This window comes from Thiomicrorhabdus sp. Kp2 (genome assembly GCF_000478585.1).
Classification (GTDB): Bacteria; Pseudomonadota; Gammaproteobacteria; order Thiomicrospirales; family Thiomicrospiraceae; genus Thiomicrorhabdus.
This window is the reverse complement of record NZ_ARWI01000001.1, coordinates 1,336,611-1,350,990: the sequence shown is the minus strand read 5'-3', so window position 1 is coordinate 1,350,990 and position 14,380 is coordinate 1,336,611. Positions and strand designations below refer to the sequence as shown.

At 39.2% G+C, this 14,380-nt stretch carries 11 protein-coding genes; 4 read left to right on the top strand and 7 right to left on the bottom strand.

What is annotated here, in order from left to right:
- The first annotated feature begins 115 nt into the window (after positions 1-115).
- From A379_RS06350 to A379_RS06340, 3 genes are all read left to right on the top strand, one after another.
- Entirely contained in the window at positions 116-655 is a 540-nt protein-coding gene (locus A379_RS06350) for an OsmC family protein (protein ID WP_040726864.1), read from the top strand.
- Positions 656-717: 62 nt separating this feature from the next.
- Positions 718-1,803, top strand: a complete 1,086-nt coding sequence (locus tag A379_RS06345) for an acyl-CoA dehydrogenase family protein (protein WP_040726861.1) — start codon at positions 718-720, stop codon at positions 1,801-1,803.
- A gap of 9 nt (positions 1,804-1,812) precedes the next feature.
- A complete protein-coding gene (locus tag A379_RS06340; RefSeq protein WP_040726859.1) occupies positions 1,813-3,177 on the top strand; it encodes an FAD-dependent oxidoreductase in 1,365 nt (454 codons plus the stop codon).
- A gap of 104 nt (positions 3,178-3,281) precedes the next feature.
- Here the strand turns inward: A379_RS06340 and A379_RS06335 are convergent, their stop codons facing one another.
- Positions 3,282-5,051, bottom strand: a complete 1,770-nt coding sequence (locus tag A379_RS06335; RefSeq protein WP_081696359.1) for a sigma 54-interacting transcriptional regulator — start codon at positions 5,049-5,051, stop codon at positions 3,282-3,284.
- A gap of 45 nt (positions 5,052-5,096) precedes the next feature.
- On the opposite strand from A379_RS06335, the gene A379_RS06330 reads away from it, so the two are divergent.
- Positions 5,097-5,315 (top strand): hypothetical protein, encoded by a 219-nt coding sequence (locus A379_RS06330; RefSeq protein WP_040726856.1) that lies wholly within the window; start codon positions 5,097-5,099, stop codon positions 5,313-5,315.
- A 55-nt stretch (positions 5,316-5,370) separates the two neighbouring features.
- Here the strand turns inward: A379_RS06330 and A379_RS06325 are convergent, their stop codons facing one another.
- The 6 genes from A379_RS06325 to A379_RS06300 form a co-directional block, all read right to left on the bottom strand.
- The gene (locus tag A379_RS06325) at positions 5,371-6,585 is read right to left on the bottom strand and encodes a hypothetical protein (protein WP_232744820.1); all 1,215 of its coding nucleotides are present in this window, start codon (positions 6,583-6,585) and stop codon (positions 5,371-5,373) included.
- A 235-nt stretch (positions 6,586-6,820) separates the two neighbouring features.
- The gene (locus A379_RS06320) at positions 6,821-7,651 is read right to left on the bottom strand and encodes an ABC transporter permease (protein WP_040726855.1); all 831 of its coding nucleotides are present in this window, start codon (positions 7,649-7,651) and stop codon (positions 6,821-6,823) included.
- A complete protein-coding gene (locus A379_RS06315) occupies positions 7,648-8,901 on the bottom strand; it encodes an ABC transporter substrate-binding protein (RefSeq protein WP_040726851.1) in 1,254 nt (417 codons plus the stop codon). Before A379_RS06315 ends, A379_RS06320 begins: the two co-directional genes overlap by 4 nt.
- 40 nt (positions 8,902-8,941) lie before the next feature.
- Positions 8,942-9,727: an ABC transporter ATP-binding protein gene (locus tag A379_RS06310; protein ID WP_040726850.1), complete on the bottom strand. Its 786-nt coding sequence runs from the start codon at positions 9,725-9,727 to the stop codon at positions 8,942-8,944.
- Positions 9,728-9,977: 250 nt separating this feature from the next.
- Positions 9,978-12,101, bottom strand: coding sequence for an EAL domain-containing protein (locus A379_RS06305; protein WP_051145053.1), 2,124 nt, complete (start codon positions 12,099-12,101; stop codon positions 9,978-9,980).
- A gap of 112 nt (positions 12,102-12,213) precedes the next feature.
- On the bottom strand, positions 12,214-14,334 hold the full coding sequence (locus A379_RS06300; RefSeq protein WP_040726848.1) for an EAL domain-containing protein: 2,121 nt from the start codon (positions 14,332-14,334) through the stop codon (positions 12,214-12,216).
- Positions 14,335-14,380 lie beyond the last annotated feature (46 nt).

Here is a 14,380-nt window from a genome sequence, read left to right as displayed (position 1 = left end):
AAGTAATTGTATTTAATGGGTTTAGCGATTTTTGGCATCTTAACCGCTATGTGAAGGGTAACTTTTCGAATAACCGAAAATTTATTCATTACAATTTAATATTTAGGAGATTCACATGACTGATATCGTCATTCCATCATGCTTACGTCCAATTGATACTGCTGGGTTAAACAAACTAGGTGAAGCGGGTAAAGCTGCTCCAGACACAATCAAAACACTAAAAAGTAAAACGGTTTTAGAAGGTCAATTTAAAAACTTAAATTACATTCGTGATTTAGACCCTATTGTTGTGGATGAGCCACCTGTTTTATTAGGTGAAGATACTGCTCCAAATCCATCAGAAATGGCTCTGCTCTCTTTGGGTTCTTGTTTATCTGTTGGTGTTCAAGCGAACGCAACGAACCAGGGTATCCCTTTAACTAAGTTAGAAGTTGAACTTGAAGGTGATATTAACATTACAGCGGTTTGGGGTACAGGTGATTTAGATCCTGACAAAAAACTTGGTGTAACAGAAGTAAGAGCGATGTTTACCATTGAGTCTCCAGGTACACCTAAAGAAGTGCTAGAAGAGTTGGTTGCACATGCAATGAAGTGGTCCCCAGTGGCTAATACTTATTTAAATGCAGTAACTATGTCAGGAAAATTAGTAGATTAATTTCTACCAGGCCTGGTAGTTCATTATTTACCAGGCCTGGTGACTTACAAGGAGTACAACTCATGATTAGTCAAATTGTAAAAAATGATTTAAAACCACTCACACTTGCCATTGACCATGGTACCTATACAACAGAGGTACTTGAAAAATTAGGTAAAGCGGGCGCATTTCGTCACCATATTCCTTCACAAAATAATGGTGAACTAAACTTGTTTGGCACTATTGCTGATATGGCGATTGTTTCTGAAGAGTGTATGTCTACTGGCTTTATGATGTGGGCACAAACGGTTTGCGCTTGGTACATTGAAAACTCAGATAATGAGTGGTTAAAAAGTGAAATTCTTCCTAAGATGGTAGATGGTGAACTTTTTGGCGCAACGTCATTATCAAACCCAATGAAACACTTTGCTGGCATTGAAGAGCTTAAACTTACAGCAGAAGAGACGGAAGATGGTTATATCATTAATGGTACTTTACCTTGGGTTTCTAACTTATTAGAAGGTTCTAGCAAGCATTTCTTTGGTTCAATTTTTAGTGTGCATGACAAGAACGGCCAGCCTAATCGAGACGCTATGGCTTTAATTCCATGTGACCTTGAAGGTTTAACTATGAAGCAATTAGTTGAATTTGTAGGTATGGAAGGTACAGGTACTTATGCATTAATCTTTGATAATGCCTTTTTACCTAAAAAATATCTGTTATCTGATCCCGTAAAACCTCTACTACAGAAAATGAAAGCGGGTTTTATTTTGTTACAGACGGGGATGGCAGCAGGTGTGATTCAAGGTGCTATCAATGATATGAATAAATCGAATCTGACACTGTCTGAAATCAATGAGTATCTTGATGACTCTCCAGAAGAGTTGCAAGAAGAGCTTGAAGATGCATTAGAGTTTATTCAAGAACTTTGTGAAGAGCCTTACACACAAGGCGAAGAGTATATTAAATCGGTTTTAGAAGCCCGTTTATTAGGTGCTGAGATTTGTAAGCGTGCGGCCGATTCGGTTATGCAACATGCTGGTGCTAAAGGCTATATTGTGGATGCCGTTGCCCACCGTAAACAGCGTGAAGCCTATTTTGTTATTATTGTTACCCCTTCAATTAAGCATTTACGTAAAGAAATTGCGCGTATTGAAGAAGCGGCATAGGAGAGAGTTATGAGCATGCCATATCAGAAATATATTTGTAAAACTTGCGGTTTAATCTACGATGAGGAGTTGGGTGATGAGGATTCAGGCCTAGCACCAGGAACACGTTTTGAAGATATTCCTGATGATTGGTATTGTCCATTATGCCTCGTTAGCAAGTCCGATTTTGTGTTAATAGACACAACCAAAAAATCCGCTTCAGCAGATCAACCTAAGCGTAAGGTAAGTAATAAAGCCGATATTTTAATTATTGGTTCTGGTTACGCGGGTTGGCAGACAGCAGAAGCAGTTCGTAAAGAAAATGCGGATGCGGTGATTACACTTCTTACCGCTGATGATGGAACGGTTTATCCTAAACCCGCTCTGTCAATGGCATTAAGTCAAAACAGAACGCCTGATGATTTACCCGAAGCGACAGCTAATGAAAAAGCGACAGAATTAGATTTAGGTATTAAAGTCAGAACCAAAGTTATGTCTGTTAATACTAAACGTAAAAAAGTAATGACGACAACAGGTAGTTTTAGTTACGACAAACTTGTTTTAGCAACAGGTGCTAAAGCACTTATTCCCAAGGTAGAAGGGGATGCTGGGCACGAGATGGTCACCATTAACGATCTTGCTGCTTATAAGAAGTTTTATAAAACATTGCAAGGCATCAAAAAAGTTACCTTAGTTGGTGGTGGTTTAATTGCCACCGAATTAGCAGAAGACTTGCGTTCATTTGGTATTGAAGTCGATATGATTGTCCGTGGTTCTCATTTGATGAGCCAGATTATGCCTGAAGCCATTTCGAGTAATTTAGAACAAAAATTAAAGGAACGTGGTGTTAATTTAATCTTTAATTCTGAATTAAAAGAGATGGATAAAGTAGGAAGCGGTTATGTACTGAAAACAGATCAAGGTGAGACCTATGAAACCGACTTGGTCATAGCAGCTATTGGTTTGGCACCCAATGTTGAATTAGCAAAAAAAGCTAAGCTGGAAACAAATCGTGGTATCTGTGTTAATCAGCATTGCCAGACAAATGATCCTGATGTCTATGCTATTGGTGACTGTGCGGAATTAGATGGCGTTGTGCAAGCATTTCTAGAGCCGATTAGACGTCAAGTAAAAGCTTTTGCTTCACATCTTTATGGTGATTCAAGTTCTGAATTTAATGTATTACCAACGTTGATTAAAACAAAAACACCAAGTTTATCTATTATGTTAAGTCCTCCTTTGATTGCAACGCATGGTCAATGGGAAATGAATATGAATGTTGGTGAGAACCAAAAATTACTGTATACCGTTGACGGTGCTGTGTCAGGTTTTGCATTGAGTGGTGAGTTTGTTACTTCTGCTAATAAGATGTATCAAGAGTTGTATTCGGCCTAAATAAGGGTTTAACTCTCTCAATAAAAAAAGGTTCTATGATTAGAACCTTTTTTTTTGAGTAAAATTTTTAAGTAAGCTCATCTCAAATAAAGTTAAGAACGGAATTAACCCTCAATTCCCAGTTTCTTCAATCGATAATTAAACTGTCTAGGCGTCATATTTAAGAGCATGGCGGCTCTTGTTTTATTTCCGCGCGCCATTTCTAAAGCTTGTTGAAGGCGTTCCGTTTCATTTTCTGAAACCCGCCAATAGGCACGTTTTTCATCTACTGGATTGACTGAGTCAATAAAACTCTGTGGAGGGTATGGCTCATGCGTTGGCGGCGCTGGCTGATGAGCTGCGTGTGTCCCCACAGGTTGCTGAGGGATTGCAGTACTTTGCTGCCAGCTATCTGTATACGCGGTAGAGACAGGTGCAATTTGCTCTGGCGCAGGTGAGCCACCGCGAATGATTCCACTTTCTTCGGAAATAATTCGGTTAATTAAGTTGGCTGAAATAAGGCGATTGTTATCCGCCATCAGTACTGCACGTTTTACGATGTTCTCTAATTGACGAATATTACCAGGCCAGTCATAACGCTCTAGAAATGTCATGGCTTCTGGATCAAAAATGGCACTTGTTCCGTACTCTTGGTTAGCTTGGTTTAAAAAGTGTCTTGCTAATAATCGAATGTCGCCATCACGCTCTCTTAAAGCGGGGAGCTCAATAGGAAAAACATTTAATCGGTAGAATAAATCGAGTCTAAAAGCGCCATTATTGACTTGTCCATGTAAGTCTTTGTGTGAAGCCACAATAATCCGTATATCAATAGGAATCGGTTTTGTTGCACCAATGCGAGTAATCGTCCGATCTTCTAAAACACGTAATAATTTGGATTGTAGCCCTAAATCCATATCACCAATTTCATCAAGAAATAAAGTGCCATGGTTTGCCAACTCCATTTTTCCTAATTTGGTTTGAATGGCGCCAGTAAAGGCGCCTTTTTCATGGCCAAATAGTTCGGACTCTAAGAGCTCTTCGGGAATGGCGGCACAGTTAATGGCAATAAAAGGCCCATCTTTTCGATGAGAGGCTAGGTGAAGCATGCGAGAAAAACGTTCTTTACCTGTACCTGATTCACCCTGAAGCATAACGGTAACAGACGTGTTGGTGGCTCGGCTAACCTTGTTTAAGGCAGACATTAAAGCTGGGCTTTCCCCAATAATGCCATATTGGCTTCCTTGGCCTAGCGCCATTGAACGCAGTTGTTCGTTTTCTTCTTTTAAAATTTGGGTCTGTTTTTCAATCATAGCGTGAACCGCCAGAATTTCGCTTATAAACAGAGCAATCAGTTTGAGTAACCCTAATTCTTTATCTAGAGAGCGCCTTGGGTTTGCCATGCGGTTGACAGCCAGTACACCAATGACAATATTGTTTCGAGTAATGGGTGTGGCAATAAAAGAGACTTTTCCAGCAGGAAGGGTGTCACGATCTACTGTTCTAAATAGGTAATCTTCTTCTTTGTCTATATCAGAAACAATCGTTGGAGTCCCTGTATACATGACTTTGCCAGAGATACCTTCACTCATTGCAAAACGACTTCTATCAATTTCTTCTTGGGTTAGACCATAAGAATAGGCGGTATATAGATAGCCTGAATCTCCATCCTGTAAAAGAATTCGTCCGCGATTTAGCCCCATTTGTCTAGAGATCAAACTCAGAATAGTGCGGATTGCCTTCTGCGGTTCATAGGCATTCTCAATCTGTTCTGCAGCCTCTTTAATAACAATATATTCAGAGTGATTGGCAATATCTAAATGTTCAACTTCTTTCACTAAGTTACCTGTATTTACAGTGTTGTAATGTTTTTGATTAAAAGGGTAAGATGGTTTCATAGTATCACTTTGTTATATCAAGCTAAAGATGGAAAGAGGTGAAATATGGGGATTTCTTGTTCTATTTATGACCAATTAGAGCTCGCTTCTATGCATGGACATAAAGTGTGTTTAGTGTTTGATGTTCAAAACAGTGAACATAAGTGTGTTGAAGGTGTTGTAGAAAATTTATATGCAAGCAAAGGTAAAGAGTATGTCTTAATGAAAAATGGAGAAGAGTACTGTTTAGATAACTTGCTCAGCATGAGTGTTATTGATTTTTAGTGCTCCGTTTAATAATAACGGAGCAGTAAAAACCGAGGCTTAAAGCCTAATTAGTTTAAAAGTTGATATTTGTCCAAACCCATAATTTTGACGTGTCTGTCGCAAAAGTATCCGCTGAATAGTCGGCATATTTAATACCTACTAAATAGTTTTTACCAAACTTCTTAGCGGCTAATAAGTTGACCTCTGAACCATAATTATCACCGCCTTTATCTGACTTAAAGTCATGGTAAGCAGCAGCAAGTTTAATACCTGAAACTTTGGTGCCAATCGTGGCATAAGTATCGACTAAACCTTTTACAGGGGTGGCTAAAAATTTATCTGCCCAGCCGTTATATAGGTGAAGTGTCGCTAAAGGGGTTTGAAAAGATGAAGTACCGTCACCGCCCAGTTTTTCTTGAGCGATTGTTGCACTTACACCGCTAAATTTACCACCTAATTTAAAGTGATAGTAGTCGCCACCAGTATTGCTTGGCGCATCTGCGTACTCTGTTTGGTCTGCATATTCAGCAAAGTACGTCAAGTCAACGCCTTCCGATAAAGCTGCAGAACCCTTAATGCGAGCGCCAAGAGTTTTGCTATCAGCAGTGCTATCAAGAGTGTCTACTAAATAGCCATAACCTGTTAAAGTTGCTCCTGGAATCGCTTTAATATCGGCTTTTAAAGCGTGCGTTGCCATAGGGATTTGAAGCCCGAGAGGGTTATCTTGTTCCGCAATGTACGCATAGTCGAATGAAACCGTATCAAACTCTTTAATTTTGGCACTAAAGCCGTTGTAAACCTGCTCGGTTTGACGCCAACCTACGTTTCCTAAAAAACGGTTATCCATAATGATGCGCTGTTTACCCGCTTTAAGGTTCGATTTAGAAAAACTGTAATCTATCCAGGCCTGGTTTAAGCGTGTAAGGGTTGGATCTAAAATAACGCCTTTTGCATAGGAATCAGCATAAGGGCCTTTAGGTACATGATAATCTTCACGGCTACCAATCGATTCGGTTCCGCTCATTTCTACAAATGCGCTAAAACCTTTAAAGTCGCCTGTTTTATAACCAATACGAGTTCTTTCGGTTAATGCAGACCCGTTACTTGAACCGTCTTGATCAACGGATTCATAGCGAATCGTAATGTCGACATTGGCCTTACCACCTGTTAAAGCTTCAGTAAAATTGTCGCCTGCATTTGCTAGGTTTGGCGCCAACATACAGCTTGAAAGTGCAAGTGCAAGGGGGGTTAAAGTTGGAATTTTGTTTAAAGACATTTTTGTTGTCATGGTATTTCCTTAATTTTAGTTATTGTGAGTGGGCTATTTTTTAGTCCTACTCTTTGTTATTCCAACGCCGTTGTTGTTTATTTCTTTGTCACTCTTTTACACCGTTAAGAGAGTGTGATTAATTTAGGGTGCAAAAACCCTATTCATTCTTTGGAGAGAATAAATGTTTGCTCTGTTTTCTATGATGGAAGCCCAGTGAAGAATTATCACTAGGCTAGGGTTTAAATTGTTTTAGTTACTCTACGCGCCATGAGTAGCGCTTGATTAACATCACCGCGATGGCATCAAGTAGGTAGCCAATAACACCAATTACAACAACAATTGCTGCTAATGAATCATAGTCTAAGGTGTCACGAGCATCGTTGATGGCATAACCTAATCCAGACGTTACCCCTAGGTATTCGGCTGGAACAAGTACAACCCAGGCAACACCAATGGCTAAACGAATCCCTGCAAAAACGTCTTGGGCGATTGCTGGCATAATCACTCGGCGCAACATTTGAAAACCATCCGCACCTAAGTTTTTAGCCACACTGAACCAGTTAGGGTCAATACGTTGTACACCGTGGGCAGTACCAAAAACAATCGGCCAAACGGTTGCCATAATGAGTAAGAAAATGATCGCATTATCCCAAGTTTCAAAAGCTAATACGGCGATTGGCATCCAAGCTAAGGGACTAATCATTCGTAAGAACTGAAATGGCATATTCGCTACTTGACGTACTGCAGCAAAATAGCCGATTAATACACCAACAGGTACGCCTATAACAATCCCCCAAAATAGACCGATAATAATGCGGTATAAGCTTGAGTAAATGGTTTCCCAGATAGAGCCAGTTTCAAATAAATAGGCTAATGCACTAAAGGCTGGACCTGGTGCAAAACCAGCAAAAGCCTCTGTATCTGGATTAGATTCAATTAATATTCCGCCAATCCACCAGAGTAACAAAAGTAACGCCATACCAAGTACGGCATTAGAAAAGTTTTGTACGCCTGTTGGAAGTTTCTTAAAGCCAGAATACATCTGGCCAAAAGAAAACATTGGCTTTGCGGCCAAAGTACTCATAGTACAAATACCTCCTCACGTTCTGTTGGGTTTTCAGGGTTTACACCTGGAACTTTGTCCCAAACTTGGTATTTATCCATCGCATTCTTAACATAGTCATAGTTGACTAAATCTTTAACAACAAAGTCAGTGTCTAAATCATTTAAGAATGTCTTATCTCCAGCAACGAGAGTATCTTTAAGTTCATCAATAATAAACTTGGTTGCTGTTGGGTAAGGGTATGGGTTAAAGTCAATACGACCAACCTTCCAGTCTTCATGTTTAATGGCATCAGGCTCGGCATAGTGCTCTGGAGCATAGTCAGTCATCGCTTTAAGTACTACTTTAGCTTTCATTGGTAAATATCTCTTACCTTCACGAGAAAGCATGTGTGCTACCTCTTCTTTGTTCTCTTGTGCATATAAAGCACCACGAACCACCGCATTCATCACTTTTTGAGACCAAACTTTTTTCTTTTCAACATGCTCGTCATGCATACAAATTACACAACAAGGGTGGTTTTTCCAAATATCCCCAGTAAAACGGAGCATTTTAGCGCCAGCCAGTACTTCACCTGCCGCATTGAATGGTTCAGCAACAATGAACGCATCAATCTTTTTAGCCGCTAATGCTGGTGGCATATCGGGTGGTGGCATAATTTGTAAGTTAACTTGGTTAGGCTTCAGTTCATCTGTTTGATCTTGGATAACAGGTTCAAGTCCCGCATTTTTAAGCGCCATTTGTAATACAACGTTGTGCATTGAATACCAATAAGGTACGGCAATTTGTTTTCCGCCCAAATCTTCAAATTTTTCAACACCCGTGTGTTTACCAACAACAAGGCCTGAGCCATTTGTGTGTGCCCAACCCGTGATTTTGATAGGGAATTTATTGTTGTAACGCATCCATACAGGAATTGGCTTTAAGAAATGCACTAGGTTGAATTTTTTAGCGGCAAAACCTTCAATAAGAGGAGACCAACCACGAATTAAAGTTGGTTTTTCAACTTTTAGCCCTTCGTCTTCAAAGAAGCCCATAGCGTGAGCAACTAATAAGGCACTGGCATCTGTAATAGGTAGGTAACCAATTCGTACCACTTCATCTTCTGGCATCTCAATATTCGCTAAAGCGTCTAATGGTAAGCTCATTGCTGCAGTAAGACCACCCGCTGTTGCTAGGCTATCAAGAATAAATTCTCTACGTCCTTTAGCGGGATTGAATTTATAGTCTTCTTTAGCTTGTTGTTCATTAATATCACATAATTGGCACATGATTAAATCTCCTTAAAAAAACAAAAAATGGGTAAATAAATTAAGAGGCTTGTTGCTGTAGTTCGAGTTGTTTTGCTTGATCAATCTTTTCAAATTCTTCAAATAACTGCTCTTTTAACGCAACAAACTCAGGTGCGTTACGGTCACGAGGATAAGCAACGGGGACATCTAGCGAACCCACAATGCGTCCTGGGTTATGGTTCATAATGACGACCTTGTCGGCCATCGCCACCGCTTCTTCGATGTCATGGGTAACCAAAACCATGGTGATACCTTGGTCATGACAGATTTGAGCAACTTCGGTTTGTAAAGCGGAACGTGTAAAAGCGTCTAGCGCTGAGAAAGGCTCATCTAAAAGTAGAACTTCTGGTTCAGCGGCTAAAGATCGTGCTAGAGCAACACGCTGTTGTTGACCCCCAGAGAGTTGTTGAACATTTTTGTCTTTATGTTCAGTGAGTCCAACCATATCTAGCAGCTCTTCAACTTTGTCTTCATTGCCTTTATAAGTGCCTGCAAAAACCAGTGAAAGCGCCGCGTTTTCTCTAACGGTCATCCAAGGATAAAGTGACGGCTTTTGAAACATCATGTTCCACTTAGCGTTAGGCTTTAGGACCGTGTGGGTGTTAATTCGAACAGAGCCGTGAGATGGCATTAATAAGCCAGCCATCATTTGTAAAAGGGTTGATTTCCCGCAACCACTTCGACCAATTAAAGCAGTGAGTTGGCCTTTAGGAATGGTTAAGTTGATATCGTCTAACGTTGGTGACGTTTGTTTCTTGTTGTAGTAATGCGTTAGATCTGAAATCCAAATATTAGAAGCTGACATTTTATATTCCTAATTAGTTTTTTATTAATTGGTATAACGCATTTATATGACCAATATTATATTTATTTATAATATTCAACTAGTTAGGGTGTAAATGTTTAATTGTTACCTTTTGTAATACTTAAAATTGTTACAAAATGTTAACAATTATCACCAAATGGGTGCAATTGTGGTTCGAGATTGTCAGGTGGGTGATAAAGGGTGATAAAGGGGGAAAAAGGGGGTTAAAAAAGGGGATTTGGAGAGGTTGTTATTTTAAAAAGGTTTGTTCAAATTCATTGGCTGGGCAAGGCTTAGAGTAGTAATAACCTTGAATAAGGATGTTTTTGTGATGTTCATGTATAAAATCTGCCTGCTGTTGGGTTTCGACACCTTCAGCGATAATATTGAGGTTTTTGGTTTCTGCTAAGCGAACAATGGATTCGACGATGGCCATGTCATCTTCACTATCGAGTATTTGTCGAATAAAGCTTTGGTCTATTTTTAACTCATGGATAGGTAGTTTTTGTAAGTAGCTTAAAGACGAATAACCTGTGCCAAAGTCATCAATAGAGATATGAAAACCAAGGCTGACTAGGTGTTGAATTTTTTGTAAAGCCAAATCGGTATTGCGTATAAGAACCCCTTCAGTCAGTTCCAATGTAATGTTGTTTGGGTTTACAAGAGTGAATTTCACCAAGCCAATAACCAGTTCAACAAAGCTTTGTTCGTGAAACTGAATAGGGCTGATATTAATGGATACACGCACATTGCCGTATTTTTGGTTCCAGGCCTTAGCTTGTAAAAAGGCCTTATGCATAACCCAAAGGCCAATCTTAATAATTTGACGACCTTCTTCAGCAACGGGGATGAATTGTCCAGGAGGAACGAGACCTAATGTTGGGTGAAACCATCTCAGCAACGTTTCGGCTCCCACGGTATTACCTTTGGCGTCAACTTGCGCTTGAAAGTAAAGTTGAAATTCATTATCCAGTTCAGAATGATTAAGGGCTTGAAGCATTTCTAGGCGCTGTTTGGCAATGTCTCTAAGCTGTTCTTCAAAGAGGTAAACTTGGTTGCCTCCTAGGTTTTTAGCTTCATGCATGGCTAAGTTGCTGTGACGGACTAATTGATCAGAATCTTTGGTATCCAGTTCTTTATTGAAAATATAAGCGCCAATGCTTGCGGTGATATGTAGTGAACGATTAGAGATCTGATAACGATCATCTAAAGCGGCACGGATTTTATGGGCAACACTCAGTAGTTGAGTTTTAGCTTCCTCTTCATCTTGGCTTATTTCTTTGATGAGTACCGCAAATTCATCGCCGTCTAATCTAACAACAAGCGCATCAGTGGACACTTGTTGAATGATTTTTTGTGAAACTAAAATCAGTAGTTGATCACCGATGGCATGCCCGAGTGTGTCGTTGATTATTTTAAAATTATCTAAATCAATTAAAGCCAATCCAGAATGACTTTGTGAGCGGTCAACATTCGCTAAGGTTGAGCCTAAATGATTATTGAGTAATGTACGATTAGCCAGGCCTGTTAAATTGTCATAATAGGCAAGGCGTTCAATTTTACTGTGGGCTTCATGGATGTCTGTGATGTCTTGCAAGACACCGATAAAATGTTGAATATTGCGATTATTGTCAGTCATCATGGAAAGACTTAATACGGCATGATATTGCGTATTAGGTGAGGGGGAAAGCTGCACTTCACCACTCCAGCAATTATCCGTTAATAGAGCTTCCATTACTGTGTCAAAAGGGACTTTAAAAACCACCTGTTTTTTTAACCACTCAATGTAGGTCATTCTTTCAAGTGTTTCAGGTTTTAGGCCCGTATAGGCAGAAAAAGCGTAGTTAGGTTGAGTGATATAGCCATGAGAGTCAGTGATGAATTGACCTGCATAGCTTGCCTCCATTAATTTGATTTGCGCTTCAGCTTTTATCTGTAAGGATTGATCTTGAATCAGAATCAATAGACTTTCGGTTTTATGGTCGGGTGATTGAATTTTGTGGACTTGGAATAAAACGGGAATAAATACTGAGTCAGTCGCTTGGGTCTTATTATGGCTGTTAAGCCATAAAAGCGGGCTTGTTTTACTGCCTTGGGTGAGTCGGTTTTCTAATAACCAGTTTTTTAAATCAAACGCCGTATTACTCCGTTTTTGACTATAGACTTTTAGCCTATCTAAAACACATTCAGTATCGGTTTGGCTTAATAAGTAGTTTTGAGCCTTTCGATTAATCAACTGTGGTTTTAAATTTAAAGACAATAACAAAAGCCCATCGCGAAAATTATCCGCAATTTGCTGCTTTTCCAGCAGATGGGCTTGGTTAAGCTCATCAACAATGCTGTTTATATTTGAATTGGCAAGTAGAAGGGACATATTTGAAATGAAGCATACCCATTGCATTTATTTGATAAAAACATAATACACAAAATAAGAGTAAAGAAAACCACTACTGCTTTTTATGAACAAAAAAATGATATATAGGATTTTAATTCATTTTTAAAAAACCGCGTTCAAATTCATCTGCAGGGCAGGGTCTGCTATAAAAGTAGCCTTGAATAAGGATGTCATCAGGCTGTTGTTTTAAAAAATCAACTTGTTCTTGTGTTTCAACGCCTTCAGCGACTATGAGTAAGTTTTTACTTTGTGCAAGACGAACAATCGATTCAACAATGGCGACGTCTTCTTTACTATTGGGCACGTTTGAAATAAAGCTTTTGTCAATTTTAAGCTCATTAATCGGTAACCGTTGAAAGTAGCTGAGCGAAGAGTAACCCGTTCCAAAATCATCAATTGAGACTTTAAAGCCCACTTCCACTAAACGATCTATTTTTTCAACGGCACTTTCTGTGTCCGAAATTAATACACCTTCAGTCAATTCTAAGGTAATGTTTTTAGGGTTAACTTGCGTTTCAATTAGTACTGAAATGACATTATCAATAAAGTCGGCTTCATGGAATTGAATGGGACTGATATTGATTGAAAGATTAAAGTCGGGATGCTTTTTACTCCAACGCTTGGCCTGTAAAAAGGCTTGATGCATAATCCATGCACCCAGTTTTAATATTTGACGACTCTCTTCTGCAATTTGAATAAACCTAACTGGAGAGATAAATCCAAATTCAGGATGATTCCATCTTACCAAAGTTTCAGCACCACGAAGTTGCGTGTTTGAATCGACTTGCGCTTGATAATAGAGAGCAATTTCGCCTCTTTTATGCGCAAGAATCAGATCGTTTTCTAATTGGCGCTTACTTTTAACTTCTTCACTTAAAGAGGGTTCATAAACAAAGATTTTATGTTTTTTCTTGACGAGCTTGGCTTTGCTAACCGCTAAATCAGCATTGATGAGTAAGCTTTCTGCTGAATCATTCTCTCCAGGGTAAATAATCATGCCAATTCTTGCAGAGCTATGAAGCGTTAACTCATCAACTAAAAAATGATGATTTAAAGCGTTGGAAATCTTATGAGCAAGTTTAGTCGCATTGCGAAGTGCATTTTCAGGGTTAGATTCTCTATCTTGGGTTGAGATTACAAACTCATCGCCACCCACACGCGCAATTTGATCCTCTTCTCTCAGTACCTTCTTTAATACATAGGCCAGTTTTTTAAGAAATCGGTCGCCAGTTTTACGCCCAAACGCATCATTAATGCCCTTAAAGCGATCGATATTAATATAAAGTAATGCGCTATAAGTATGGTGGCGTCGGTGATTTTTAATCGCTGAGTTAATATATTCGATAGCGAGTTTTCGGTTTGCCAGGCCTGTTAAATTGTCGTAAAACGCCATGTGTTCAATTTGACTGTGCGCTTCTTTAATATCCGTAATGTTTTGTAGGGAAACAATGTAATGCTCAATGTTCGATTCTGAGTCAAGAATCATGGAGATGCTTAATATCGCATAAAAAGTCATCTCTTCAGTTGGATGAATTTCAACTTCACCACTCCAAAAACGTTGTTCTATAAGGCTTTTAAGTAAGCCATTGGTATCGTTTTTTAAGGTAACTTGTTGCTCAATCCATTGCATTAATGTCATCTTTTTTAAACGCTCAGCGGAGAGTCCTGACATGGCAATAAAGCTTTCATTAGGTTTAATGATGTAGCCTTTTTCATTAGAAATGAATTGAGCATTGTAGCTATCAAAAGCGGCTTGCATTAGGCGTTTTTGCTCATCGGCTTGGCTATGAATGCTTCGGTCGTAAATCGCTAGAAGGATATTTTTGACCTTGCCTTTTTTATTTAAGAGCGCTTTTGCACTGAATAGAAAGGGGGTGCTTTTTAGTGTACTGGGTTCGGAGTGCCAAATCAGAATTTCAGAGGCTTCAGAGGTTGGGTTTTCTTTGATGCGCTTTAGCCAGCTGTCGAGTTTAAATGTAATGGTGGTCTTTTTGTTTTTAAAAAGAGGAAGCGGCATCTCTTCAAGTAAAAAGTTATCGTTTATAGACAATAAACTTTTAGCTTGTTTGTTAATGCTTTGAACTGACCAGTTGTTTTTAAATACGATAATACCGTCGTGAATAGCGTCAAAAATTTCACGTTTATTTTCGCGCTCTTCTTTTAAACGCAGTACGGTTTTTTCAAGCTTTGTAAATTGTGGATCTACATCCATTGGCAGAAAACGTCCTGGCGTTAGGTTAAGTCACGAAAGAGTGTCT